The sequence below is a fragment of the Bradyrhizobium sp. STM 3566 genome (assembly GCF_045571445.1).
Classification (GTDB): Bacteria; Pseudomonadota; Alphaproteobacteria; order Rhizobiales; family Xanthobacteraceae; genus Bradyrhizobium; species Bradyrhizobium vignae.
This window is the reverse complement of sequence record NZ_CP120692.1, coordinates 98,398-123,024: the sequence shown is the minus strand read 5'-3', so window position 1 is coordinate 123,024 and position 24,627 is coordinate 98,398. Positions and strand designations below refer to the sequence as shown.

Here is a 24,627-nt window from a genome sequence, read left to right as displayed (position 1 = left end):
GGGAAAGGAACAGGCGCCTGCAAAAAGTATTTCCACTTCGTGCAGGGCCGAAGCTACGGAACGTATCAGGGCTGGAATGACGCTTCGTCTCCAAACACGAAGGAACCATACTCCGGCGGGCGGCGAAGCACATTTCTGAGATTTTAGTCTGAGATTTTTGCAGTGCGCCGATCGAGGAGCCTACAGAGAAGCAGTGAGGCCCTAGCTGGTTCCTGAGCGAAGAAAGGACACAATGATGGAAACCTGCACCGAGAAGCATCACGCCAATCATCCCCACAAGCATGGCCCCAACTGCGGGCACACCGGGATCCGTCATGACGGCCACGTGGATTATCTTCACGACGGCCATCTCCATCACATGCACGGGGATCACGTGGACGAACATGTCATTCCGGTCAGCGCAGCAAATCCCGTGAAGTGCACGCCTCAAGTCCACTGTTCACACGTACACGGTCCAAACTGCGGACATGAACAGGTGCCGCATGGCGATCATGTCGACTATCTCGTGGACGGTCGGCTGCACCATCCGCATGGTGATCATTGCGATGACCACGGGCCCGTTCAGTTGGCCTGACAGGCACGACCGTGATCGAATCTCATTAGCCTAGCTGATGTCTGATCCGGGTCATTCGAAGCTCTCGAGCGCTTCGCCCAGATCAGCACTCACCGCCATGCGACTCTTCCATGCGGTCTAGCTGACCAATGACTATTGTTGATCGGCATTCCTTTTCAAGGCGGTCTGAGTCAAACGGCTGCGACCGTGGTGGGTCGAAGCTGAGCTTGACCATCGGTCGCGATAAGGTGAAGCACCCTCACACCACCCGCTTCCCCGCCGGCTCCGCCACCGCCTTCTGCACGAAATACATCATCACCAGCGTCACGATCGTCGTGGTCACGACGACGTAGCCGATCCGGTCGAAATGGATCAGCGCGCCATCAGGCGCCTGCGCGATGATCGCGCCGGCGAGCACGGAGCCGAGCCCGCCGGAGAGCTGCTGGAGCGAGGCGCTGACCGCGCTGAACGAGCCGCGCTGGCTCGGCTCCGGGATCGCCGACATCAGCGCCTGCGATGGGATCATGCGCGAGAAGATGCCGACGAACAGCAGCACGTTGACGGTGATCGCGGTCACCAGCGAGACATGGCCGAGATGGGTGTAGATCAGCACCATGAGGACGGTCATCGCGCAGCCGAACACGAAGGTCGGATACTTGCCGAACGCGTCGCTCGCCCTGCCGACCAGCGGCCCGGTGACGATGCTGAACAGGCCGGAGACGAGATAGATCGTCGGCAGATGCGTGATGTCGATGCCGAGATTGTGCACGGTGTAGGCGCTGGAGAACGGCATCAGCATGTAGCCGCCCGTCGCCAGCAGCGTCGTGACGGCGAAGGCGAGCGTATAGCGCGGGTGACCAATCGTCGCGACCAGATGGTGGAATGGGCTTCTGTCCTGCTTCAGCGTCAGATGTGCGTCGACCGGCTCCATCGCGAAGGCGATGATCGCGATTGCCGCGATCGACAGGACGACGATCGCGACGAAGCAGACATGCCAGTTCCAGTGATTGGCGAGAAACAGCCCGGCGGGAATGCCGAGCACCTGGCTCGCGGCGAATGCGGTCTGAATGAAGCCCATCACGCGGCCGCGCATCTGCAACGGGAACAGGTCGGTGACGATGGCGAGCACGACCGAGCCGATCACGCCGCCGAACAATCCGGTCACGATCCGGCCGAGCAGCAGGATGTGATAATTCTGCGCGGCGGCGCAGAGCAGGGTGCCGAGCGTGAAGCCGACATAGAAGAACAGCAAGAGGCGCTTGCGATCGAAGCGATCGGCGAAGCCGGCGGCGAGGATGCCCGATACTCCCGCACTGAATGCGTAGGCCGACACCGCGACGCCGAACTGTCCCGCCGTGATGTTGAGCGATGGCATCAGGATGGCGCCGAGCGGCGACATGATGATGAAGTCGAGGATGATCGTGAACTGCGTGAACGCGAGCAGCGCGATGAGGAGCGCCTGGTAGCGCGAGAAGCCGCGCTGGCGTTCCCGTTGGTCGTCGATTGGCGCAGCGAGCGTCTGTTCGGTCATGGCATCCGATTCGGGATGAGCAGGGCGGGGCGCGAGAAAATGGGAGATAAGGTCGGCTGAAGGCGATTTGCAGGGGGCGTGTCTGAAAAACCAGGGCTTGCATCAGCGGCCTCGGGCCCGCGTGCGATTGCGACGTCCAGGATGGCCTATCGCACCTCGCGCTCCCGGATCAGCCGCACCCTTCGCGTAGCACCTCGCACACTTGGAAGGGGGAGCGGCGCGAAGGCGACGAGTTCATTCACCACGTTCTCGGTCGTCCTCCCAAATCAGCGCTGACAGCGCCATGTCGGCCGCTCCATCGCCAGCTGCCGCTAGGTAGGAAATATCACGTAAAAACAACCGCTTGGACGTTACACAAGCTCCGGTGCCCTCAGCTTTTCGCCGGCCAAATCCCCTCGATTGCACCGTCCGGATTTACTCCACTTTAGATAACTTGCCTCTAAGTCAGCGGCGAAGCTCGCATCCGGCGACCAGGCGGGCACGCAAGAGCCCTTGGGGCTCGCTTCGTCGTGAGGGGATCGGTGGATCAGCACCAAGTCTGGCGCGAGCCGACATTCGACAAAGTTGCGAATGCGATCAGCCCGTTCGCGCTGAGGTCGGGAATCTATCTGTTCCTGATCTCGTTCATGTCCCTGTTCTACGTCCTGAACGCGCCGGCCCTGCTCGGTCACTACGATCTCGGCTGGCATCTGGCGGCCGGAGATCTGATCCGGACGAGCAGCAACATCCCCTTGCAAGATCCCTGGTCTTTCACCCACGGCGACAAGACATGGTTCAACCTGTCCTGGCTCTGGGACGCGCTCGCCAGCGTCACGTTTCAATATGCAGGCCTTGGCGGGCTCGTCGTGTTAGCAGTGGCGTGTGGCGCGGCGATCGTCGGCTATCTCACATCCGTCTGTGTCGGCACCGGCGCATCGCCGGTCGCGGTGTGCATCGCCGTGTTCTTGGCGTGCCTGCTCTATCCCCTCTACGAGGCCTCGCCGAACGTGTATCTCGCGGTGTCGCCCAACACCTGCACGATGTTGCTCTGCGTCGTGTTCTACCGGGAATGCCTGCGACGCTCGCGATGGTTCCTGCTTCCGCTGCTGATGGTGCTCTGGGCCAATTTGCACGGCGGCTTCCTGCTCGGCTTCTTCGTCATCGGCGTGTTCTTCGCCGTAGCCTTGCTCCGCGGTGCCTGGGCTGATCTCAAGATTTTCGCATGCGCCGGCATCGCGTGTCTTGCTGCGACATTCGTCAATCCGCTCGGCTGGAACATCTACGCCGGCACCGCCGCGACGATGGGGCACTTCGTGCAGGACAATATTGGCGAGTGGCTGTCCTACTATCACAACATGGAAATGCCGGGCAGCATTCCCGGCATTCTTTACATGCTGGCCTTCGTCGTGCTCGAGTTGCGCTTCCGGAATTCAAGGCCGATCCCGCTCGAACCACGATTGATGTCGTGGCTGTTCCTGATACTGGGCCTGTATCAGTTCAGGTACATCGCATTCTTCTTCATCTTCTCGGCGGTACCGATGGCGCTGCACGTCAGCCGGCTGCTGCCTGAGCGGTTCACCAATATCGACGTCAAGGGACCGCTGCTCGCGGCCGGCATCGTCGGTCTGTGCACCTTGCCGATGGTCTTCCTGCGCGCCGCTCCGGCGTTCGCGATGCCGGACATGTTGTCGAACGAAGACGCCAGCTATTTGCAAAAGAATCTTGCCGGCGCGCGCGTCCTGAACAACTGGAATGTCGGCGGCTACCTGATCTTCAAGACGCACGGCACCGTCTCGCCCTTCGTCGACGGCCGTGCCGCCACCGCCTATCCGGACGATCTGCTGCACGACTATTTCAAGCTGGTGAGCTGGGAAATCGACGAAGCGGCTTGGGACATGGTGCTCGACAAATACCGGATTGACGCGGTGCTGTGGGTCAGGACGCATGAGCAGCTACGGCGGTTTCTGGTCGAGCGGCGTGGCTGGCGCGAGCAATACAGTGGGGCCTATGAAACCGTTTACGTCAGGCCCGATTTTGCCGGCGAGGCCAAGAAATAATGACGGATAGTGCCGCAGTTCTGTTCGTTCCCGCCAGCGCTCCCGCCGGCGAATCCAAAAGCTTGGCAGCGCGATACGGCGTCCTGTGTGCGTTGCTGCTGGTCGCCGCGGCCATCCGGCTGCCGCTCGCCTTCTGGCCGAACATCAATCACAACGACGAGATCTATCAATATCTGGAGCCGGCCTGGCGCCTGCTCGGTCATCAGGGCGTCGTCACCTGGGAATGGCGTGACGGCATTCGAAGCTGGTTCTTGCCGACCTTGTTCGCAGGCCCGGTCGCGCTGGGCGACTGGCTTGCACCCGGCGGCTGGGGTGCCTTCGTCGCGCCTCGCCTGCTCGTCAGCCTTGCGTCGCTGTCGATCGTCGCAACCGCCTGGCATTTCGGCGCGCGGATCTCGCGCGCGCATGCCATCGTCGCGGCGCTTGCCGCCGCGGTCTGGTTCGAGCTCGTCTATTTCGCGCCTCACACGCTGAGCGAACCGCTGACGACGGCCCTCATCCTGCCGGCAGCCTTGCTGCTGACCGGAGAACCCTCGCGCAACCGCCTCTTTGCCGGCGGCGCATTGCTCGGGCTCGCTTTCGTCTGGCGCTTCCAATATGCGCCGGCCTGCGCCGTGTTCGTGCTGGGCGCCTGCTGGCGGGATCTGCGCAACGCAATTGCCCTGATTGCCGGCGGATGCGCCGCTCTGGCGGTCGCGGCTGGCGTCGACCTCGCCAACGGCTCGATTCCGTTCGCGTGGCTCGTCCTCAACATTCAGCAAAATCTCCTGCATGACAGGGCGTCGGAATTCGGCGTCGCGCCGCCGATGGCTTACATCCAGCTGATGTCTATCCTGTGGTCGGGAGCGACGCTGCTGATGCTGATGGCGCTCCGGCGTGGCTGGCAACATGCCCCGCTGCTGATCGTCGCGGCGATCGTGAACGTCGCATTTCACAGCATGATCGCGCACAAGGAATATCGCTTCATCTTCCTGTCGATCCCCTTGCTGATCATCGCTGCGGCGCTTGGCTCGGCGGATTGGGTCCAGTTGATGCGCCAACGCCCTGGGTGGCGGCACTGGGGCCTTCCCGTCGTCTGCGCGGGTTGGGTGCTGCTGTCGCTGGGATTGTCAGGCGCGACCTACACCATGCGCCACAACTGGATGCTCGGCACGGCCGAGGCGAAATTGGCGACGGACCTTGACGTCGATCCGGAATTCTGCGGTCTCGCCCTGTACGGCATGCACGACCCGTTCCTGCCGGGCCGCGGGCAACTCGCGATCGGTCGTCCGGTCTATTCCTTCTATCAGGACGATCCTCTGGTCAATGGACAGCTTTCGGCGCTGGTGCAAAAGCACCAACGCGAATTCAACCGCATCATCGCCCCGGCGTCGCTGGCCGGAGAACTGCCCCCGGACTTTTCCAAGCGAACCTGTGCCCTCGCGAGCCATGACATCAACACCTGCGTCTTCGTCCGGCGTGGCGCTTGCGATGCGTTCACGACCGGCCCCTTCGGGATCAACGACGTCCTGGTGCGTCTCAATGACTGACTGCGACTGACGCTTGCGCGGTCCGCCGCCAGCAGATAAACGCGGCCGCGGCCGGTTCGCATGGTCTCGTCGGAAAACCGCTTCGCACTCTCCGGATCGTGCTCTAGCCTGCAAAATGCACCGATTCGACCCGAGGTTTTGACCCGCCATGACCGTACGCCTGCACCGCGGCGACCTGCCCGACCTGTCCCGCTACACCGGAGCGGTGGCGATCGATACCGAGACCATGGGGCTGAACCCGCACCGTGACCGGCTCTGCGTGGTGCAGCTCTCGCCCGGTGACGGCAGCGCCGACGTGGTGCAGATCCCCAAGGGGCACACCGACGCGCCGAACCTGAAGGCGCTTTTGGCCAATCCGGCGGTCACGAAAATCTTCCACTTCGCGCGGTTCGATATCGCGGTCCTGTACCAGACCTTCGGCGTCATGACCGGACCGATCTATTGCACCAAGATTGCCTCCCGCCTGACCCGCACCTATACCGACCGCCACGGCCTCAAGGACCTCGTGCGCGAGGTGCTCAACATCGACCTCTCCAAGCAGCAGCAGTCCAGCGACTGGGGTTCCGACAGCCTCAGCGAGCCGCAGCTCGCCTACGCCGCCTCCGACGTGCTGCATCTGCATGCCTTGCGCGAGCGGCTCGACGCCATGCTGGTCCGGGAAGGCCGCGCCGCGCTGGCGCAGGCTTGTTTCGATTTCCTGCCGACTCGCGCTCTTCTCGACCTCCAGGGCTGGGCGGAAGAGGACATTTTCGCGCATTCCTAAGGGGCTCTCGCTGCGATTGGCCAGGGGTTGCCGCCCCGTTTCGGACACTTTCGTAACGGCCTGTCGCCGGCTGCATATTTGGGCGGCGCCGGATAGAATGGGGCCGAGCGATAGTCAGGAGCCGAGGTAAGTAGGAGCCCAGGTGAATTCGGCCCAGAATCCCACCTACGACGCCGCGCTTGCGGCGAAGTTCGCCAGCGCGGCGCGCCACAGCCGCCTGGTGCGGATTCTGCGCATCGCGGTACCGGGTGCGGTGCTGCTGTCCATGGCTGCCATCGTCGGCGTCTCGATCTTCAATCCGTTCCGCATGCTGATGCCGAAGCTGCCGCTCGATTCCGGAAATATGGTGGTGTCCGGCACCAGGATCACGATGGAGACGCCGCACCTCGCCGGTTACACGCCGGACCAGCGGCCTTACGAGCTCTGGGCCAAGACCGCGACACAGGACATCACCGACCCCGATCATGTCGATCTCTCGGATTTGCGGGCGAAGGTGCTGATGGAGGATCAATCGACCTTGTTCCTCGACGCCCGCACCGGCCGCTTCGACAATAAGCAGCAGCAGCTCGATCTGCACGAGGACATCTTCCTGCGCACCTCGACCGGCTATGAGGCGCGGCTGAACTCGGCCTTCGTCGACATGGGCAAGGGCACGGTCACCTCGGACGAGCGCGTCGACGTCAAGCTGACCAATGGCACGCTGAGCGCGGATCGCCTGCGAATTACCGAAGGCGGTGACGTCATCCGCTTCGAGGGCAATGTGGTGATGCATCTGGACAAGCTGGACGAGCCCGCTGCCGCCCAGCCCGTTCCATCCGAGCCCGCGCCGGCGAAGACACGCACGCCTCAGAACAAGCCTGCCAATTCAAAGTGATTTTCATGATGAACCGTTTTTCGCGCAACGCTGTCGTCGGCAAGGCCGCGCTCGCCGTCGGCCTCGCGCTGCTCGTCACGGGTGCGGCCATCGCGCAGGGCGCGATGCAAGGCGTGCCCAACGCGATGCAGGGCTTTTCGCAGAACCGCGATCAGCCGATCCAGATCGAGGCCGCGTCGCTGGAAATGCGCGACAAGAAGAAGGAGGCGACCTTCGCCGGCAATGTGAAGGTCGTGCAGGGCGACACCACCATGACCTCGAAGACGCTCGTGGTGTTTTACGATTCGGGCGGCGACAAGCCGGCCACGCCGCAGCCCGCACCGGCGAAGGGCGCGAAATCGGCGCCGATGCAGTCGGCGACGCCAGGACCGAGCGGCAGCTCCTCGATCAAGCGGTTGGAGGCACGCGGCAATGTCGTGGTCACCCAGAAGGACCAGGTGGTGACAGGCGAGACTGCCATCTTCGACACCCGGACCAATCTCATCACCATGCTCGGCGGCTCGGGCCAGGTGGTCCTGACCCAGTGCAAGAACGTCATGCGCGGCGACCGCCTGACCGTCGATATGACCACCGGCGTGTCGCGCGTGGAATCTGACAGCGGACGGGGAGTCCAGGTCCTGATGCCGCAGGGTGGCAGCAATGATTGCGGCCAGGGCGGCAAATCCGGCGCGGCGCCGCCCTTGCAGCTGCCCGGCGCAAGCAAACAAAAGTAAATTCAATCACTTGGCTCGGGTGCTCCCGATCCGAGGTTGAAGCCTGCGCGGCGAGACTGTATCTAGCGCGCAGGGCTTTCGAAGCGGGGTTCGCCGCTTTTCGGGCGTGTTTCACTGGGCATGAGACATCCCTTCACTCATGCTGCGTCAGCGAATCGGTCTGGCTGGCGTGGCAGATCACGCGAATTTCGCGCACGAAACGCGCAAGGCTAGAAGGCGGGGATGGTCGATCTCTTCAGCATGTTCCGTCGGCGCCCCGCCAAACGTGGCCGGCCTGGATTTGCGCGTCAGGACATTACCGCACTCGGTGACAGCGTCGGCGGCCTCATGGCCAGTCCTGTCAGGGACGCGCCGCCGATCACCCGGGAGCAGCCGATGCGTGCGCCCGACCAGTTCCAGGCGGACTACCAGGCCGACTATCAAGTCGAGCCGCCGCGGCCGCAGCCGGTCCACCCGGTCAGGGCCGCCAGCAAATCCAATGGCGCAGGCGGGCCGCAGCTGCTGAAGCGGCCCGGCTTCCTGGCTGTGCATAATGTGGAAAAAGCCTTCGGCAGCCGCCAGGTGGTGCGCGGCGTCAGCATCTATGTGCGCCGAGGCGAAGCGGTCGGCCTGCTCGGCCCGAACGGCGCCGGCAAGACCACCGTGTTCTACATGATCACCGGCCTGATCAAGGCCGACCGCGGCGCGATCGAGCTCGACGGCCATGATGTGACGAAGCTGCCGATGTATCAGCGCGCGCGGCTCGGCATCGGCTACCTGCCGCAGGAAGCCTCGATCTTCCGCGGCCTCACCGTCGAGCAGAACATCCGCGCCGTGCTCGAAGTGGTCGAGCCCTCGCGCAAGAAACGCGAGCAGCAGCTCGATTCGTTGCTCGACGAGTTCAACATCACGCGCCTGCGCAAATCGCCGTCGATCGCGCTGTCCGGCGGCGAACGCCGCCGCGTCGAGATCGCACGCGCGCTGGCGACGCGGCCGAACTACATGCTGCTCGACGAGCCCTTCGCCGGCATCGACCCGATCGCCGTCGGCGACATCCAGGACCTCGTCCGCCATCTCACCAATCGCGGCATCGGCGTGCTCATCACCGACCACAATGTCCGCGAGACGCTCGGTCTCACCGATCGCGCCTATATCGTCTATGCCGGGGAAATCTTGACCGAGGGGACGCCGGATGAGATCGTTGCTGATCCGGACGTGCGCCGCCTTTACCTTGGCGAGGAGTTCCGCCTCTAGCCCTTTTTTCCAATCCGTCAAGACGTGTACATCGGGCTCGGACTAGGATAAGCAAAAATCGGACCAATTTTTGGGAACGGTTCTTGCTTCATGGCGCTCACGCAGAGATTAGAGTTCCGGCAATCGCAGTCGCTGGTCATGACGCCGCAGCTGATGCAGGCGATCAAGCTGCTGCAATTGTCCAATCTCGATCTCACCACCTTCGTGGAAGAGGAGCTTGAGCGTAACCCCCTCCTGGAGCGGGCCAATGACGAGGCCCCCGCGGGCGAGGCCTCGGCCGAGGCCGGCCAGTACGGCGATGGCAACGATTCCGGTGGTCAAGGTGACGGTGTTGGCGACGACGGCTTCGGCGGCAGCGGCGAGGCCTTCGAGCCGGGCCAGGAAGAATGGATGAGCAAGGATCTCGGCACCCGCGCCGAGATCGAGCAGACCCTGGACACCGGCCTCGACAACGTCTTCTCCGAGGAGCCGGCCGAGGCTGCGGCGCGCAACGCCCAGGATGCCGTGCCGACCACCTATACCGAATGGGGCGGCGGCGCCTCGGGTGACGAAGACTACAATCTCGAAGCTTTTGTCGCGGCCGAGACAACGTTGTCGGATCATCTCGCCGAGCAGCTCTCGGTCGCCTTCACCGCCCCCGCCCAGCGCCTGATCGGCCAGTACCTGATCGATCTCGTCGACGAGGCCGGCTATCTGCCGCCCGATCTCGGCCAGGCCGCCGAGCGTCTCGGCGCAACGCAGCAGGAGGTCGAGGACGTCCTTGCCGTGCTGCAAAAATTCGACCCGCCCGGCGTCTGCGCGCGGTCGTTGAGCGAATGCCTGGCGATCCAGCTGCGCGAGCTCGACCGCTACGACCCCGCGATGCAGGCCCTGGTCGAGCATCTCGATCTCTTGGCCAAGCGTGACATCGTTGCCTTGCGCAAGATCTGCGGCGTCGACGACGAGGACATCGCCGACATGATCGGCGAGATCCGCCGCCTCAATCCCAAGCCGGGCATGAAGTTCGGCTCGGCGCGCCTGCAGACCATGGTGCCCGATGTCTATGTCCGTCCGGGCCCCGACGGCGGCTGGCATGTCGAGCTCAATAGCGACACCTTGCCGCGCGTGCTGGTCAACCAGACCTACTATTCCGAGCTGTCGAAGAAGATCGGCAAGGACGGCGACAAGTCGTATTTCACCGACGCGCTGCAGAACGCGACCTGGCTCGTGCGCGCGCTCGACCAGCGCGCCCGCACCATCCTGAAGGTTGCAACCGAGATCGTGCGCCAGCAGGACGGCTTCTTCACCCATGGCGTCGCGCACCTGCGGCCGCTCAATCTGAAGGCCGTCGCTGATGCCATCCAGATGCATGAATCCACGGTGTCGCGCGTCACCGCCAACAAATATATGGCGACCAACCGCGGCACGTTCGAGCTGAAATATTTCTTCACGGCCTCGATCGCCTCGGCCGACGGCGGTGAGGCGCATTCGGCGGAAGCCGTGCGTCACCACATCAAGCAGCTGATCGATTCGGAGGAGCCCTCCGCGATCCTGTCGGATGACACCATCGTGGAACGCTTGCGCGCCTCGGGCATTGATATTGCCCGCCGCACGGTCGCGAAGTACCGCGAAGCCATGCGCATACCCTCCTCGGTGCAACGCCGCCGCGACAAGCAGAGCGCTCTTGGTAACGTCCTCTCCACCGCCTTGTCCGATCGCTCCCGCAACCCCGAACTGGCCTGATTGCGCCGGAGCGAAATCGCGCTACTCTCGATTCCCCATCGAGACCGATCCAAGCTGGGCACCAACCAAGCGAGGCATCACATGACTCTCAGAATCTCGGGAAAGAGCATCAGCGTCGGCGAGGCCCTGCGCGGTCGCGTCGCCGACCGAACCGACGAGGTGCTGCGCAAATATTTCGACGGCAACTATTCCGGCCACATCACGCTGAGCAAGGACGGCTTCGGTTTCCGCACCGATTGCGCCCTGCATCTCGATTCGGGAATTACGCTGGAGGCCGATTCGAACGCGCCGGATGCTTATGCCAGCGCTGACCAGGCGCTGCTGATGATCGAGAAGCGGCTGCGTCGCTACAAGAACCGGCTCAAGGACCGCTCCGCCCGCAAGGCCCATGCCGCCTCCGAGGCGATGGCTGCGCTCGATGCCACCAGCTATGTGCTGGAAGCGCCTGGGGAGGGTGAAGAGGAAGTCACCGGCTACAGCCCCGTCATCATTGCGGAGCAAACCACGGCGCTGAAGCGGCTCTCGGTCAGCGAAGCTGTCATGGAACTCGACCTCAGCGGGGCACCCTGCCTGGTGTTCCAGCATGGTTCGTCCGGCCGGGTGAACATCATTTACCGCCGGGCGGACGGCAATGTGGGCTGGATTGACCCGCCGGGCGCGAAGGTCGACGGCCGGTCGGATGGTTAGGCCTGGGACGGGGCCCGTAGCATTCCGGCCCCTTAACAATGACGGGGGCAAAGCCGCATGCGGGAGTTGGCACCGGGATTGCGTTGGAGTAGAAGCCCCCCACATCTGAACCGGGGCTAAGTCCGCCTCCTGCTTCATGTTATTGACGCCGGCTCAGTTTGGTCTATCAAGCTGGCCAATTCGGAACCTGACGGTTTAATTCACCTCGGAAACCCTCCATGCCGATTACCGATCTGGTCGCACCCGAGGCGATTCTCCCGGCATTGAAGGTCAACAGCAAGAAGCAGGCCCTGCAGGAGCTCGCAGCCAAGGCCGCCGAGCTGACCGGGCAGAACGAGCGCTCGGTATTCGAGGTGCTGCTGCAGCGGGAGAAGCTCGGCACCACCGCGGTCGGCTATGGCGTCGCCATTCCCCACGGCAAGCTGCCCAAGCTGGAAAAGATCTTTGGCCTGTTCGCGCGGCTCGATCGCCCGATCGATTTCGAGGCGATGGACGGCCAGCCGGTCGACCTGGTCTTCCTGCTGCTCGCCCCCGAAGGCGCCGGCGCCGATCACCTCAAGGCGCTCGCTCGCATCGCTCGTCTCCTGCGCGATCAGGACATCGCCAAGAAGCTCCGCGCCTCGCGCGACGCCCAGGCGATCTATTCGGTGCTCGCTCTGCCGCCCGCGACTGCGGCGTAAAGCTCCGCGCCAAGCCGTCGTTATCGCGTCCAACTGCCGCGGCATTTTCGGCGACTCCATGCAAGGCTTGCGGCAGGGCCGTTCACGAGGATACCTGTCTCTGATCGGCGCTTGACTGGCCTTAAGGGGGCAGGAGTGAACAAAGTGCCAGATCTCCGCTTCGGAGATCTGATCCTCGACGAGACGTGCCTGTTCGCGCCGCAATGGGCAGACGATCAAGTTCACCAGAAACGAGCGCGCGCTGTTGCTCGCCCTCACCCGGAATCCGCATCCGCCTCACGCGCCGCGGCCGTCTGCTCGATGAGGTTGCTTCGGAATCCGACATATCCGACCGCAACATCGACTTTCTGGTGAACAGGCTGCGGACCAAGCTTGGCGACAGCGCCAAATCGCCAAAGTACATCGCCACACAATATGGCGAGGGCTATGTCTGGATCGCCGCATCGTCTTCGGCGGCGGTCGGCGGATTCCTGGTCATTGGCCCGGCTTTCGGACCTCAGGGGCATCCCTTCAGCCAGCAGGCCTCGTCCCTGGTCGCCCAGCTCCGCGACAAGATCGCCGCCGGCGTTGGTCGCAAGGTCGTTGGTTGCCGAGGACTGGCGCTCCGCCGCCGCTGACGCGCGCTACGTCCTGCAGATGAGCTTTCTCGCTGGCGACGAGCATCTCGATTGTGCCGCCACTTTGCGGGAAATGCCTTCAAGGCGAATCGTGAAAGCCTTCCGGCTCCAGCTCGACATGGCTGACGCCGGCTCGTTCACGGCCGAAGCGAGCAGGGTCTCGACGGATGTGATCGGAGCGCTGTCGCAGGCCCTTATTGACGCCTCCACCGGTCTCGGCACACCCGCGGACGAACGACTCGAAGCGCGCCTTCACAAGGCTGCAAGCCTCCTGTCGGTCTCGAATCCATCGTGGCTGGGATCTGCTTCACATCGGCGATATGACCTTCGCCGAAGGTTTGCCCTGAGGCCGCCGACCGCGCGAAGGGGTCGCGATGCAACCTTAAGGGAAATATTAACCGTGCTTTCGGAAGGTCGGCTCATGGCCAGCCTGCACACCGTAGCGGATTCCGAGGCATACGACAGCGCGATCTGGAAAGCGCCCGGCGCCGGCGTGGAAACGCTTGCCAGAAACGTGATCCGCATCTCGATCACCGTCAACGTGATCGCGTCGATGGGCGTTTTCCACCCCGCATTGCTCCCCGCAGAGTGGAGCTATGTGCAACAGGCCCTCGCGCTCTTGATGTGGGTCATCCTGATCTACGCCAGCGTCTTCGTGCGTCCACGCGTGCGCGTGCAGCCCAATCCCGATCTCATCGCGCTGGTCGCATTCTATACTCTCGCTGCCGTTTCCGTTCTCTGGACCAGCCTCGCCACCGCAGCGATCATGAAGAGCGCGGCACTTGTGGTGACGACCTTCGGTGCTTACTGCCTCATCACGCGTATCGACATCGACGAGATCGTCGGATCGACGGCGCTGGGGCTCTTCATCCTGGTCGCCGCCTCGGCCCTGTGTGCGGTCTTCGTGCCCGAGATCGGCGTTGACCAGAGCTGGATGCACAATGGCCAGTGGCAGGGAATATATGAATCGAAGCAGACGCTCGGCTTCATCAGCGCCTATCTGATGTTTTTCGCCTGTTATCAGAAGATGACGGGCCAGGGGTGGATCGCTTTCCTCTCGACCTTTCTCCTGGCATCGACCTGCGTCATCGCCTCGGGATCTCGTGGTGCCGGTGCCGTTGCGCTTGCCGCGGGCGGACTGCTCGTGACTTCGATGTGGTCGATCCGCTGCATGAGAGTCTACGCGGTGCTGCCGTTCATCATGTGCATCCTGGCCGCCCTGCTGATGCTGTATTTCTATGTGACGGGGTACGATTCCATCCGTATCGGCGAATCGACCATCGATTTCACCGAGCGGACCTTCATTTGGCAGTACGCCATCAGCCATTTCAACGACGCGCCGCTGCTGGGCTTCGGCATCAACGGATTCTGGACGCGGCCTTCGATTTACGACTATTTCAATCAGAACCATGGCTGGGTGCTCGACAATTATCACAGCGGTTACGTCGCGGTGGCGATTGAAACCGGATTTCTGGGATACGTTCTGTTCGTTGCGAGCGTCTATCTGTTCTCGGAAAAGGTCCTGTATTTGATCGCCACTCGCTCGATCGATCGTTGCCACTGCGCGCTCATCATCGGATTCGTCGTCCTGAGCTTTCAATCGAATTTCACCGAGACGATGTTGCTTCGCTCGACGATGTTCACGTCGGTGCTTCTCGTCGCATTCTTCTTCGCAGTGTGCAGGCCGGTGCCGCAGCAACCCCTGCAGCAATGATGGGGGCAAGCAGGATGAAGGCCATCTGCGCCCGCTGGCCGGTCACTTTGGGTCTCGCCTTGGCGATATCCGTGCTTGCGATCTGCCGTCACGCCGAGGCAGCCGGGCAGGGCACCGCGCCTGCGCCCCCGAGATTGGGGCGCGGCATCAACATCCTCGGCTACGACGGTATCTGGGAAGGCGGCCGGAACGCGCCATTCCGCCTGGACAACCTCACTGCGATCAGAAACGCCGGGTTCTCGCACGTTCGGATCAATTTCTTTGCCTTCAAGTTCATGGGCCCCGGGAATTTGCTGGATGACATCGTCTTGCGCCGGCTCGATGCCGTTATCGAGGAAGTGCTCGCCCGGAATCTCATCCCCGTCCTCGACGAACACGATACCGGTGTTTGCCAGCGCGACGTGTCCGGATGCGCCGAGAAGCTGAAAGCGTTCTGGACGCAAATCGCCGCGCGCTATGCCGGAAAATATCCGAGGCTTGTCTTCGAGGTTCTCAACGAGCCGGGCGGGCAGATGACGTCTGCCGCCTGGAACGCCCTTCTGAATGAGTGTCTCGGCATCATCCGCGCCACCAATCCCCGGCGGGCAGTGATCGCTGCGGTTCTCAACATCGATGACATCCCTGTCGAGGACCTGGTCCTGCCGTCAGATGACCGAAACCTCATCGTCACGTTTCATTATTACGCGCCGATCCGTTTCACGCATCAGGGCGCACCGTGGTCCGAAACGTTTTCGCGAGTAGGGCCACTTGATTGGGGCACCCCGGAGGACGAACGGAAGGCTCTCGCCGATTTCGAGAAGGTGCGTATCTGGTCCGAGCGGGAAAAGCGCCCAATCTATCTCGGCGAGTTCGGCGTGTACGAGGCCGCTCCAGCCGAAGCTCGGACGAGATACCTATCGTTCATAGCGCGAGGTGCGGAGCGGCTTGGCTGGGCATGGGCCTATTGGCAGTTCGACCATGATTTCGCCGCCTTCGACAGCGCGCGTCAAAGCTGGAAGCCGGACATCATGCGGGCGCTGATCCCGGCGGGGCGTTGAAGTTTGAAACTTTCGCGACCTGAGCCGGACGCGCGCCTCGACGAATTCGTCGACATCGCGTGTAACCACGATCAGGTCCTGTGAAGCGGCGATGGACGCGATGAACAAATCCGGTTGTCCGAACGTGTGGCGGCAAAATTCGCTCATCAGGGTTGGGTTTCGGCCTGCGTAGTTCCGAAACCACGTTTGGTATCGAGCAGCCATCCCCTCAAAGCTCGACGTCCCGAACCTTGGACTTGATCGTCAGGCGTTCGAACTCCAGGTCGCCCAATGGAGACTTGGCAAGGGCGACAGCGATATCGCGGCCGCTTACGGGCCGCTGAAGGCGGTCAAATTCCTCTGCCGCGACAATCACCGCGGCGTCCTTCCCGTGCGGCGTCACGCGCTGTGGTCCAGAGCGTTGGGCCTCTCTGACGATGTGGCTCAGATGCGTTTTCGCATCCTGAAGGCTCCATCGTCTCGATTGAAGACCCTTCTTCGAAGAGGGGGGCTTTGAAGAGGGGGGCTTTGCCGCCATGTTGCGCTTTCTGGTCGGATCAACCAGATTTTAGAGTATCCGAATTCGTCGTCAAAGTGAAACGGGCACGCCTTCGTGCGAAGGCATGCCCGTCAAAACTCTATTCCTGCGACGCGCGTGCTCAGTGCACGCTCACCGCTTGCAGCTCGTTGCTCCAGGCGTTGGCGATTGCGGCTTCGCGGCTGTCGGTCAACATGATCGGCGTGCCGTCGGCGGCGTGGAGCGCGAACAGCTTGAGACCCGGCGCAATCTTGGGCGCCTCGGGGAACAGGTCCGGCACGTCCTCGGAGCGGATCTGCTTCACATAGGCGATATGGCCTTCGCCCAGGGTCGCCAGCGTCTCCGGAGAGACGTTCTTGGCTTCGTATTCGAACGCAACGTGACCTTCACTCATGGTCTCGACTCCTCTGGAACACTAAGCGGTCGAGTCCGCTACTCGTTCCATTATTCGTGCTCATTGATAGCGATTGTCTTAACGATCCGCTCCGGTTCAGGCCGGGCCAGATCGATCGACAACAGCCCGTTCTTCAGATCCGCACCCAGCACCAGCATCCCCTCAGCCAGCACGAAGGTGCGCTGGAAGTGGCGCGCGGCGATGCCGCGATGGATGTATTGCCGGGTCTTTTCGTCCTGCTGCCGCCCGCGGATCACGAGCTGGTTTTCCTCAATGGTTACATCGAGTTGGTCGCGCGTGAATCCGGCAACCGCCAGCGTGATGCGCAAACGCTCGGGCTGGCCGTCCGTGCGGTCACACCTCTCGATATTGTAGGGAGGGTAGCCGTCGGCGCCTTTGACGACGCGGTCGAGCACGCGCTCGATCTCGTCGAAGCCCAGCAGGAAGGGACTGGAGAGCGTTGGAACACGAGACATAGTTTACAAAGTCCTCGCAGAAGCGACTTTGGTGTTTCAGGGCCCGTCAAGGCACCCCTTGGTCAGCAATATGGGCATATCCATGTGTGGGTTCAAGGACGTAGCCGGGGCCTGTGGATGGGCCGACGCCACCATCGTCAGGCCCAGAGCATCGCATTAGGCGTCATGGCCGGGCTCGTCGCGGCCATCCACGACCTTCCTCGCGGCACCAAGAATGTGGATGCCCGTGACAAGCCCGGGCATGACGAATCTGCCGCCGAATTTCCCCAACGAAAACAAAGCCCCTTCTACTGTGCATGGGGTTGTTTTCACGGTTTTGATCGGACTCCTTTCGGAACCCGTCAGGCCTCGATCCGCTTCCGCCCGTCGCCGCTGAACAAATGCAGCTTGCTCTGCACCGCCGCGACGCGGATTTTCGCGCCGATGGCGGGGGCTTCGGTTCCGGGAATGCGGACGATGACTTCGCCGGGCGGCAGTTCGCCTGGCGTGGCGGCGACGCGCTGGTCTTCCTGCTGGCGCGAGCCGTAGACGAAGGTTTCGGCGCCGACGCGCTCGATCGCCTCCACGGTGAGCGGCAGGGCGACGCCGCCGGCGGGCGTCTCGTCGGTGATGACGAAATCCTCCGGGCGGATGCCGAGGATGCCGGCGTCGGCCGCAGCACTGCCGGCGAGCTGCGACCGGATCTCCTCGGGCCGGGTCGACATCAGATTCATCGGCGGCGCGCCGATGAAGGAGGCGACGAAGGTGGTCGCCGGCTTCTCGTAGATCGCCAGCGGGTTGCCGACCTGCTCGACCTGGCCGCCGTTCATCACGACGAGAATGTCGGCGAGCGTCATCGCCTCGAGCTGGTCGTGGGTGACGTAGATCGACGTCGTGTTGAGCCGGCGCTGCAATTTGCGGATCTCGACCCGCATCGCGATGCGCAGCTTGGCATCGAGGTTGGAGAGCGGCTCGTCGAACAGAAACACTTTCGGCTGGCGCACGATGGCGCGGCCCATGGCGACGCGCTGGCGCTGGCCGCCGGAGAGCTGGCGCGGCTTGCGCTCCAGCATGGCGGACAATTCGAGCACGCGCGCGGCTTCCTCGACGCGCGTCTTGATCTCGGCTTCCGCCATGCCGCGGTTGCGCAAGCCATAGGCCATGTTGTTGTACACGCTCATATGCGGATAGAGCGCGTAGTTCTGGAACACCATCGCGATGTCGCGGTCGGCGGGCTCGATCTGGTTGACGACGCGCCCGCCGATGTCGATCTCGCCGCCGGTGACGGTCTCGAGCCCTGCGACCATGCGCAGCAGCGTGGACTTGCCGCAGCCGCTTGGTCCGACCAGCACGCAGAACTGTCCGTCGCCGACATCGACGTTGACGCCTTTGATGGCCTCGAAGCCGCCGGTGTAGGTCTTGCGGACGTTGCGCAGGGTGACGTTAGCCATAAATCTCTACTTCTCCGTCTCGACGAGGCCGCGCACGAATAGCTTCTGCATCACGACGACGACGAACACCGGCGGCAGCATGGCGAGCACGGCGGTTGCCATCACGATCGGCCATTCGGTCAGCGCGTCGGTGGTGGTGATCATCTTGCGGATGCCGATCTGGATCGTCTGCATGTCGTCGCGCGTGGTGATCAAGAGCGGCCAGAGATATTGATTCCAGCCGAGGATGAACAGGATCACGAACAGCGCGGCCATGTTGGTGCGCGACAGCGGCAGCAGCGTATCCCAGAAGAAGCGCAAGGGACCTGCGCCGTCGATGCGCGAGGCCTCCAGCAATTCGTCCGGCACCGTCATGAAGAACTGGCGGAACAGCAGCGTCGCGGTGGCCGATGCGATCAGCGGCAGCGACAGGCCGGCATAGCTGTCGAGCATATGCAGATCGGCGACGATCTTGTAGGTCGGATAGATGCGCACCTCGACCGGCAGCATCAACGTGATGAAGATGAGCCAGAAGATCGGCATCCGGAACGGGAAGCGGAAATACACGATCGCATAGGCCGAGATGATCGAGATCGCGATCTTGCCGACCGCGATCAGCAGCGCCGTTATCAGCGAGTTCAGCATCATGTTGCCGACGGGCTCGCGGGTCGAGCCGCTCGTGCCGACGAAGATGGTCTGATAGTAAGTCTCGAAGAAGTGGCCGCCGGGCAGCAGCGACATCTGCCCGTTCGCGATCAGCGCGTTGTCCTGGGTCGAGGCGACGATCGCGATGTAGACGGGGAAGGCGACGATCGCGATCCCGATCCAGAGGATGACATGCGCGACGTAGCGCCGAAAGCCTTCTTCCTCGACCATCAGTAGGTCACCTTGCGTTCGACGAAGCGGAACTGGATGCCCGTCAGCACGATCACCATGATCATCAGGATCACCGACTGCGCCGCCGAGCTGCCGAGATTGCCGCCGAGCAGGCCGTCGGAATAGACCTTGTAGACCAGCGTTTCCGTCGACTTGCCGGGACCGCCGCGGGTCATGGTGTCGATGATGCCGAACGTGTCGAAGAAGGCGTAGACGATGTTGACGACCAAGAGGAAGAAGATGGTCGGCGACAGCAGCGGGAAGGTCACGGTCCAGAACCTGCGCATCGGGCGCGCGCCGTCGATCGCGGCAGCCTCGAGCACGCTTCTCGGGATGCTCTGCAGGCCGGCGAGGAAGAACAGGAAGTTGTAGGAGATCTGCTTCCAGGCGGCGGCGAGGATGATCAGCGCTGCGGCCTGGTCGCCGTCGAGCAGCGGATTCCAGTCGATGCCGAGGGCGCGCAAATACCGCGAGAGCACGCCGAGCGAGGGATGCAGCATGAAGATCCAGAGCACGCCGACGACCGGCGGCGCCACCGCATAGGGCCAGATCAGCAGCGTCCGGTAGAGCAGCGAGCCGCGCAGCGGCTTGTCCGCCATCACGGCGAGCAGCAGCGCAAACGACAGCGACGACACCGCGATGGCGAACGAGAAGAAGAAGGTGCGGACGATCGCCTCGAAATAGGCGCGCTCCCTGAACAGCTCGAGATAGTTGTCGAACCAGACGAAGCTGCTCGACAGGCCGAAGGCGTCCTGGAGCAGGAAGGACTGGATCAGCGCCTGCAAGGCCGGCCAGTAGAAGAAAATCAGGACGATCGCGAGCTGCGGCGCAACCAGCGCATAAGGCAATAGCTTGGATTGGAAAATGGCTTGCTTTTGCATGATGCCCGCGGGGGGCGGCAGGCCGGGTTGACCGGCCTGCCGCTCGTCGCCTTACTTCACGGCGGTCTTTTCGAACTGGCGCAGCATGGTGTTGCCGCGCTCGACGGCCGCATCCAGCGCCTGCTTGGCGGTCTTCTTGCCCGCCAGCGCCTGCTCGATCTCTTCCGCCCAGACGTCACGGAGCTGCACCATGTTGCCGAGGCGCAGGCCGCGCGAATTCTCGGTCGGCTCCTTGTTGGTCAGCTCGAGCAGCGGCGTCTCCAGATACGGCTGGTCCTTGTAGAAGCCTTCCGCCTTCGCCTTCTCATACGCCGCCTTGGTGATCGGCAGATAGCCCGAAGCCTTGTGGATGTAGACCTGGCGATCGGTATCCGAGAGGAAGGTCAGGAATTTTGCGACGCCCTTGTATTCGTCAGCCGACTTGCCGCCCATCACCCAGAGCGAGGCACCGCCGATGATCGAGTTCTGCGGCGCGCCCTTGACGTCGGGATAATAGGGCATCGGCACCGCGGTGAAGGCGAACTTGGCCTGCGCCTTGACGTTGCCGAAGAACGCCGACGAGGTCAGGTAGAGCGGGCATTCGCCCGACGTGAAGCGGCCCTCGCCGGTGTTGGTGCGGCCGGCATAGTCGTAGGTCTTGTCCTTCTGGAGCTCGACCAGGTTTTCGAGATGCTTGACCTGGAGAGGTCCGTTGAACTCCAGCACGGTGTCGAAGCCGTCGAGCCCGTTGGCCTTCGTCGACAACGGCACGTTGTGCCAGGCGGAGAGTTGCTCGAGATTGACCCAGGTGACCCAGGAGTTGGAAAAGCCGCAGGTGGCGTGGCCGGCCGCCTTCAGCTTCTTGGCGGCGTCGAACACTTCGGGCCAGGTCTTCGGAATCGCGACATTGGCCTTTTTCAGCTCATCGAGGTTGACCCACATCACCGTCGACGACGAGTTGAAGGGGAAGGACAGCATCTCGCCCTTCGAGGTCGAGTAATAGCCGGTGATCGCGGGCAGATAGGCCTTCGGATCGAACTTCTCGCCGGTCTCGGCCATCAGCTTGTACACCGGCTTCACGGCGCCGGTCGCGGCCATCATGGTGGCGGTGCCGACCTCGAACACCTGCATGATGTGCGGCGCGTTGCCGGCGCGGAACGCGGCGATGCCGGCGTTCATCGTGTCGGCGTAGTTGCCCTTGTAGGTCGGGATCACCTTGTAGTCGCTCTGCGCGGCGTTGAAATCGTTGGCGAGCTTGACGATGACGTCGTTGTTGGCGCCGGTCATCGCGTGCCACCACTGGATTTCGGTCACGGCGAGTGCCGGCGAGGAGCCGAGACCAACCGTGAGTGCAACAGCAGCAGCCGCGCCAATATGTCGAAGAGCCATCAAGAAAACCTCCCTTGCCCGTCACTAAAGAAGCGCTTGCGCTAGCAGCGCCATATGACGTTCACATGACTGTGTAAGCGGGAGAAACGAAAGCAGCAAGCGCTGCCAAATGGGAAGTCGTCAAATAGGCGAAGACGGATCGGGCAGCCTCGTCCGTTCGCGGTGCATTATCGTGCCCGCGCCGCACTGCGGCATCATTCGTTGACGGAGGAGGTGGTCGCTAGCGCTTGCGCTCGGGACCGCAAACGGTGCCCTTCTCGACCATCGCGTCGATCTCGGCCTTGGAGTAGCCGAACTCACCCAGCACCTCCGCGGCGTGCTGGCTGAATTTCGGCGGCACGCGCCGCAGGCTCGGCTTGCTGCGGTCGAGCCGGATCGGCGAGGCCACGCCCTTGTACCAGTCCTTCTCGATGATATCGCCGCGGTAGATCGTGTGCGGATTCGTCAACGCCTGATCGATCTTCTGCACCGGACCTGCGGGCAGGCCGGCCGCGAGCAGGCGATTGCACAGCGGCTCGGCCTCGTGCTGACTGAACACTGCGGCAAGCTCGGCGCGCAGCGCCTCGCGATTGGCGATGCGGTCCTTGTTGCGGGCAAAGCGCGGGTCGGTGCCGAGCTCGGGTTTGCCGATCTCTTTCGCCAGCTTGCGGAAGGTGCCGTCATTGCCGACGCCGATGAAGATGTCGTCGGTCTTGGTAGGGAAGATCGCGTAAGGCACGAGGTTGGGATGCTCGTTGCCGGTGAGACCAGGCGGCTTGCCATGCATGAAATAATTCGCGGTGTGCGGATGCATGATGGCAAGCCCGGTCTCGTACAGCGTCGTCTCCAGGAACTGGCCCTTGCCCGAACGCTGCCGCTCCGACAGCGCCATCAGGATGCCGATCGCCGCATAAAGTCCCGTGGTGATGTCGACCAAGGGCACGCCGATCCGCATCGGCCCGCTCTCGGGCGATCCGGTCGCCGCGATCATGCCGGTCATGGCCTGGACGATGGCGTCATAGCCCGGATTGCCGCCACGCGGGCCGTCGGCACCGAAGCCGCAGATCCGGCAATGCACGAGGCGCGGAAATCTTTCGCGCAACACCTCGTTGCCGATGCCCCATTTCTCCAGTGTGCCCGGCTTGAAATTCTCGATCAGGACGTCGGCCGTCTCCAGCATCTTCAGCAGCACGACGCGGCCGCCCTCGGAGGCGAGGTCGAGGCCGATCGAGCGCTTGTTGCGGTTGATGCCGACGAAATAGGCCGCGTCTTCCTCATGGAAGGGAGGGCCCCATTCGCGCACCTCGTCGCCCGCGGGCGGCTCGACCTTGATGACGTCGGCGCCGTGGTCGGCGAGGATCTGGGTGCAGTAGGGACCTCCGAGCACGCGCGTGAGATCGATGACGCGCAGTCCGCTCATGGCACCCGTTGCCGCTTCAGTCATGCCTTCGCTTCTCCTGTATCGACGTTTGATCACAGGCCTAGCGAGGTTTTTTTGCGCCCGCAATGGCGCCGCACGTAGGGCCGCATGCACCGCCGCCGCGCAATCCCGCGATGTGGGAAATCAACGGAAGCGGCCGGCCCGAGGGGATCCCGGGCCAGCCCATCCGCCCTTTCGATCAGACGACCGTCAGGCGAACGTCGACATTGCCGCGCGTGGCATTGGAGTACGGGCACACCTGGTGCGCTTTCGCGACCAGCGCCTCGGCCTCCGCGCGGGCAAGGCCCGGCAGCGAGACGGCGAGATCGATGTCGAGGCCGAAGCCGCCTTCGGAGCGCGGGCCGATGCCGACGGTCGAGGTGACGGAGGCGTCGGCGGGAACCTTGGGGCCGCCCTGCGAGGCCACGAATTTCATCGCGCCGATGAAACAGGCGGCATAGCCGGCAGCGAACAGCTGCTCGGGATTGTTGCCGGCGCCGCCCCCGCCGCCGAGCTCCTTCGGCGTGGTGAGCTTGACGTCGAGCGCGCCGTCGAGGGTGGCGGCATGGCCGTCGCGGCCGCCGGTCGCCTTGGCGCTGGTCTTGTAGAGGACGTTCACGGACATTTTCGTCTCCTCGGGTCTTTCCGGGTTGGGGTGCGATCTTTTATTGCAGGCAATTAGATTGTGTGCAATTGAAATTGTCAGGCCTCACATTTAATTGTTCGCAATTGAATGTCGTGCCGCGCGGTCCCACAATGGGGCTATCCTCATGAGATTCCCATGGCCCGGAAACCATCGGCAGCGGACGCGCCGCTGCGGCTCGACAACCAGATCTGCTTCGCGGTCTATTCCGCCGCGCACGCCTTCAACCGCGTCTACAAGCCGCTGCTCGACCGGCTCGGCCTGACCTACCCGCAATATCTGGTGATGCTGGTGCTGTGGGAGCGCGACGACGTGCCGGTCAAGGAGATCGGCGAGAAGCTGTTCCTGGATTCGGGCACGCTGACGCCGCTGCTCAAGCGGCTCGAGGCCGCCCATCTCGTCAAGCGCACCCGCTCGAGCGAGGACGAGCGTCAGGTGCTGATCGCGCTGACGCCGCAGGGCCATGCGCTGAGGGAGAAGGCGCGCAGCGTGCCGCAGTCGATTCTGGCGGCGACGGACTGCTCGGTGCCGGAGCTGGTCGCCATGAAAGACGAGATCGTCGCGCTGCGCGATCGGCTGAATGCGGTGATCGGGGATTAGGGGTTAGAGGCGCTTCTTGGCGAAGGCGCGGCCGGGTGCCGACTTCAGGTGCTTCTCGAATGCGATGGCCTGCTTCTCGTTGCTAAACGCGATGTAAGTCTTGAGACGCCAAGGCCCATACTTCGAGGTGTGAGGCACCTCGCCAGCATTGTGCTTTGTCAGTCGGGCGCGCAGATCATCGGTGATCCCGACGTGGAAATGAAGGGAATTAAGGCTCTCAAGGATGTAGACGTACTTCACGGCACACTCCTCAGTTGTCGAGGAGAGCTTACACCCGCTTTTGTCCTGCAAAAGCCTGGCTTCGCCATGAAGCGCTTGCGGAGCCGAAGCTCGCGAACTGAAGGCTTGCGAATAAAGCCCGGCTTCGCTCTTCGG

The 24,627-nt window shown here is 62.9% G+C and carries 24 protein-coding genes; 13 read left to right on the top strand and 11 right to left on the bottom strand.

Going from position 1 to position 24,627, the window contains the following annotated elements; genetic code table 11:
• Nucleotides 1–812: 812 nt before the first annotated feature.
• On the bottom strand, nt 813–2,084 hold the full coding sequence (locus tag P6U27_RS00550; RefSeq protein WP_407193556.1) for an MFS transporter: 1,272 nt from the start codon (nt 2,082–2,084) through the stop codon (nt 813–815).
• 521 nt (nt 2,085–2,605) lie between these two features.
• On the opposite strand from P6U27_RS00550, the gene P6U27_RS00545 reads away from it, so the two are divergent.
• The 12 genes from P6U27_RS00545 to P6U27_RS00490 all read left to right on the top strand — a co-directional run bounded on the left by P6U27_RS00545 (nt 2,606) and on the right by P6U27_RS00490 (nt 15,689).
• Complete coding sequence (locus tag P6U27_RS00545; protein ID WP_407193555.1) at nt 2,606–4,120, top strand: hypothetical protein; 1,515 nt, start codon at nt 2,606–2,608, stop codon at nt 4,118–4,120.
• Between the two features lie 62 nt (nt 4,121–4,182).
• Nucleotides 4,183–5,649: a 4-amino-4-deoxy-L-arabinose transferase gene (locus tag P6U27_RS00540; RefSeq protein WP_245163292.1), complete on the top strand. Its 1,467-nt coding sequence runs from the start codon at nt 4,183–4,185 to the stop codon at nt 5,647–5,649.
• A 148-nt stretch (nt 5,650–5,797) separates the two neighbouring features.
• Nucleotides 5,798–6,412: a ribonuclease D gene (locus P6U27_RS00535; RefSeq protein ID WP_122400191.1), complete on the top strand. Its 615-nt coding sequence runs from the start codon at nt 5,798–5,800 to the stop codon at nt 6,410–6,412.
• A 142-nt stretch (nt 6,413–6,554) separates the two neighbouring features.
• Nucleotides 6,555–7,286 (top strand): LPS export ABC transporter periplasmic protein LptC, encoded by a 732-nt coding sequence (gene lptC / locus P6U27_RS00530; RefSeq protein ID WP_122400190.1) that lies wholly within the window; start codon nt 6,555–6,557, stop codon nt 7,284–7,286.
• Between the two features lie 5 nt (nt 7,287–7,291).
• Nucleotides 7,292–7,999 (top strand): LptA/OstA family protein, encoded by a 708-nt coding sequence (locus P6U27_RS00525; protein WP_162500045.1) that lies wholly within the window; start codon nt 7,292–7,294, stop codon nt 7,997–7,999.
• A 222-nt stretch (nt 8,000–8,221) separates the two neighbouring features.
• Nucleotides 8,222–9,232, top strand: coding sequence for an LPS export ABC transporter ATP-binding protein (gene lptB, locus P6U27_RS00520; RefSeq protein ID WP_129142377.1), 1,011 nt, complete (start codon nt 8,222–8,224; stop codon nt 9,230–9,232).
• A 90-nt stretch (nt 9,233–9,322) separates the two neighbouring features.
• On the top strand, nt 9,323–10,954 hold the full coding sequence (gene rpoN, locus P6U27_RS00515) for an RNA polymerase factor sigma-54 (RefSeq protein ID WP_407120479.1): 1,632 nt from the start codon (nt 9,323–9,325) through the stop codon (nt 10,952–10,954).
• Nucleotides 10,955–11,035: 81 nt separating this feature from the next.
• Nucleotides 11,036–11,641: a ribosome hibernation-promoting factor, HPF/YfiA family gene (hpf, locus tag P6U27_RS00510; RefSeq protein WP_122400186.1), complete on the top strand. Its 606-nt coding sequence runs from the start codon at nt 11,036–11,038 to the stop codon at nt 11,639–11,641.
• Between the two features lie 218 nt (nt 11,642–11,859).
• The gene (ptsN, locus tag P6U27_RS00505) at nt 11,860–12,321 is read left to right on the top strand and encodes a PTS IIA-like nitrogen regulatory protein PtsN (RefSeq protein WP_008141251.1); all 462 of its coding nucleotides are present in this window, start codon (nt 11,860–11,862) and stop codon (nt 12,319–12,321) included.
• Between the two features lie 203 nt (nt 12,322–12,524).
• Nucleotides 12,525–12,938: a helix-turn-helix domain-containing protein gene (locus tag P6U27_RS00500; RefSeq protein WP_129142375.1), complete on the top strand. Its 414-nt coding sequence runs from the start codon at nt 12,525–12,527 to the stop codon at nt 12,936–12,938.
• A 421-nt stretch (nt 12,939–13,359) separates the two neighbouring features.
• A complete protein-coding gene (locus P6U27_RS00495; protein ID WP_129142392.1) occupies nt 13,360–14,652 on the top strand; it encodes an O-antigen ligase family protein in 1,293 nt (430 codons plus the stop codon).
• Nucleotides 14,653–14,666: 14 nt separating this feature from the next.
• Nucleotides 14,667–15,689, top strand: coding sequence for a glycoside hydrolase family 5 protein (locus P6U27_RS00490; protein WP_209296354.1), 1,023 nt, complete (start codon nt 14,667–14,669; stop codon nt 15,687–15,689).
• 208 nt (nt 15,690–15,897) lie between these two features.
• Here the strand turns inward: P6U27_RS00490 and P6U27_RS00485 are convergent, their stop codons facing one another.
• The 9 genes from P6U27_RS00485 to P6U27_RS00445 form a co-directional block, all read right to left on the bottom strand.
• The gene (locus P6U27_RS00485; protein ID WP_129142373.1) at nt 15,898–16,206 is read right to left on the bottom strand and encodes a type II toxin-antitoxin system Phd/YefM family antitoxin; all 309 of its coding nucleotides are present in this window, start codon (nt 16,204–16,206) and stop codon (nt 15,898–15,900) included.
• 121 nt (nt 16,207–16,327) lie between these two features.
• Nucleotides 16,328–16,600, bottom strand: a complete 273-nt coding sequence (locus P6U27_RS00480; protein WP_035704148.1) for a DUF1150 domain-containing protein — start codon at nt 16,598–16,600, stop codon at nt 16,328–16,330.
• Nucleotides 16,601–16,650: 50 nt separating this feature from the next.
• Nucleotides 16,651–17,076 (bottom strand): Hsp20 family protein, encoded by a 426-nt coding sequence (locus P6U27_RS00475; protein ID WP_122400180.1) that lies wholly within the window; start codon nt 17,074–17,076, stop codon nt 16,651–16,653.
• A gap of 341 nt (nt 17,077–17,417) precedes the next feature.
• Nucleotides 17,418–18,506, bottom strand: a complete 1,089-nt coding sequence (locus tag P6U27_RS00470; protein WP_122400179.1) for a sn-glycerol-3-phosphate import ATP-binding protein UgpC — start codon at nt 18,504–18,506, stop codon at nt 17,418–17,420.
• Nucleotides 18,507–18,512: 6 nt separating this feature from the next.
• The gene (ugpE, locus tag P6U27_RS00465; protein WP_122400178.1) at nt 18,513–19,361 is read right to left on the bottom strand and encodes a sn-glycerol-3-phosphate ABC transporter permease UgpE; all 849 of its coding nucleotides are present in this window, start codon (nt 19,359–19,361) and stop codon (nt 18,513–18,515) included.
• Entirely contained in the window at nt 19,361–20,242 is an 882-nt protein-coding gene (gene ugpA / locus P6U27_RS00460; RefSeq protein WP_122400177.1) for a sn-glycerol-3-phosphate ABC transporter permease UgpA, read from the bottom strand. The genes ugpE and ugpA overlap by 1 nt, the downstream gene beginning before the upstream one ends.
• A gap of 51 nt (nt 20,243–20,293) precedes the next feature.
• Complete coding sequence (ugpB, locus tag P6U27_RS00455) at nt 20,294–21,610, bottom strand: sn-glycerol-3-phosphate ABC transporter substrate-binding protein UgpB (protein ID WP_122400176.1); 1,317 nt, start codon at nt 21,608–21,610, stop codon at nt 20,294–20,296.
• A gap of 220 nt (nt 21,611–21,830) precedes the next feature.
• The gene (locus tag P6U27_RS00450) at nt 21,831–23,033 is read right to left on the bottom strand and encodes a CaiB/BaiF CoA-transferase family protein (protein WP_209296355.1); all 1,203 of its coding nucleotides are present in this window, start codon (nt 23,031–23,033) and stop codon (nt 21,831–21,833) included.
• 175 nt (nt 23,034–23,208) lie between these two features.
• Nucleotides 23,209–23,634 (bottom strand): organic hydroperoxide resistance protein, encoded by a 426-nt coding sequence (locus P6U27_RS00445; RefSeq protein WP_018645071.1) that lies wholly within the window; start codon nt 23,632–23,634, stop codon nt 23,209–23,211.
• A 156-nt stretch (nt 23,635–23,790) separates the two neighbouring features.
• On the opposite strand from P6U27_RS00445, the gene P6U27_RS00440 reads away from it, so the two are divergent.
• Complete coding sequence (locus tag P6U27_RS00440; RefSeq protein WP_122400174.1) at nt 23,791–24,252, top strand: MarR family winged helix-turn-helix transcriptional regulator; 462 nt, start codon at nt 23,791–23,793, stop codon at nt 24,250–24,252.
• 3 nt (nt 24,253–24,255) lie between these two features.
• Here P6U27_RS00440 and P6U27_RS00435 read toward each other — a convergent pair whose 3' ends face one another.
• Complete coding sequence (locus tag P6U27_RS00435) at nt 24,256–24,492, bottom strand: GIY-YIG nuclease family protein (RefSeq protein WP_122406301.1); 237 nt, start codon at nt 24,490–24,492, stop codon at nt 24,256–24,258.
• Nucleotides 24,493–24,627 lie beyond the last annotated feature (135 nt).

Coding starts and splice junctions, on each gene's coding strand:
- P6U27_RS00550 (WP_407193556.1), bottom strand. CDS start 2,084: ATGACCGAACAGACGCTCGCTGCGCCAATCGACGACCAACGGGAACGC.
- P6U27_RS00535 (WP_122400191.1), top strand. CDS start 5,798: ATGACCGTACGCCTGCACCGCGGCGACCTGCCCGACCTGTCCCGCTAC.
- P6U27_RS00525 (WP_162500045.1), top strand. CDS start 7,292: ATGATGAACCGTTTTTCGCGCAACGCTGTCGTCGGCAAGGCCGCGCTC.
- lptB (WP_129142377.1), top strand. CDS start 8,222: ATGGTCGATCTCTTCAGCATGTTCCGTCGGCGCCCCGCCAAACGTGGC.
- rpoN (WP_407120479.1), top strand. CDS start 9,323: ATGGCGCTCACGCAGAGATTAGAGTTCCGGCAATCGCAGTCGCTGGTC.
- hpf (WP_122400186.1), top strand. CDS start 11,036: ATGACTCTCAGAATCTCGGGAAAGAGCATCAGCGTCGGCGAGGCCCTG.
- ptsN (WP_008141251.1), top strand. CDS start 11,860: ATGCCGATTACCGATCTGGTCGCACCCGAGGCGATTCTCCCGGCATTG.
- P6U27_RS00500 (WP_129142375.1), top strand. CDS start 12,525: ATGGGCAGACGATCAAGTTCACCAGAAACGAGCGCGCGCTGTTGCTCG.
- P6U27_RS00495 (WP_129142392.1), top strand. CDS start 13,360: ATGGCCAGCCTGCACACCGTAGCGGATTCCGAGGCATACGACAGCGCG.
- P6U27_RS00490 (WP_209296354.1), top strand. CDS start 14,667: ATGAAGGCCATCTGCGCCCGCTGGCCGGTCACTTTGGGTCTCGCCTTG.
- P6U27_RS00485 (WP_129142373.1), bottom strand. CDS start 16,206: ATGGCGGCAAAGCCCCCCTCTTCAAAGCCCCCCTCTTCGAAGAAGGGT.
- P6U27_RS00480 (WP_035704148.1), bottom strand. CDS start 16,600: ATGAGTGAAGGTCACGTTGCGTTCGAATACGAAGCCAAGAACGTCTCT.
- P6U27_RS00475 (WP_122400180.1), bottom strand. CDS start 17,076: ATGTCTCGTGTTCCAACGCTCTCCAGTCCCTTCCTGCTGGGCTTCGAC.
- P6U27_RS00470 (WP_122400179.1), bottom strand. CDS start 18,506: ATGGCTAACGTCACCCTGCGCAACGTCCGCAAGACCTACACCGGCGGC.
- ugpE (WP_122400178.1), bottom strand. CDS start 19,361: ATGGTCGAGGAAGAAGGCTTTCGGCGCTACGTCGCGCATGTCATCCTC.
- ugpA (WP_122400177.1), bottom strand. CDS start 20,242: ATGCAAAAGCAAGCCATTTTCCAATCCAAGCTATTGCCTTATGCGCTG.
- ugpB (WP_122400176.1), bottom strand. CDS start 21,610: ATGGCTCTTCGACATATTGGCGCGGCTGCTGCTGTTGCACTCACGGTT.
- P6U27_RS00450 (WP_209296355.1), bottom strand. CDS start 23,033: ATGACTGAAGCGGCAACGGGTGCCATGAGCGGACTGCGCGTCATCGAT.
- P6U27_RS00445 (WP_018645071.1), bottom strand. CDS start 23,634: ATGTCCGTGAACGTCCTCTACAAGACCAGCGCCAAGGCGACCGGCGGC.
- P6U27_RS00440 (WP_122400174.1), top strand. CDS start 23,791: ATGGCCCGGAAACCATCGGCAGCGGACGCGCCGCTGCGGCTCGACAAC.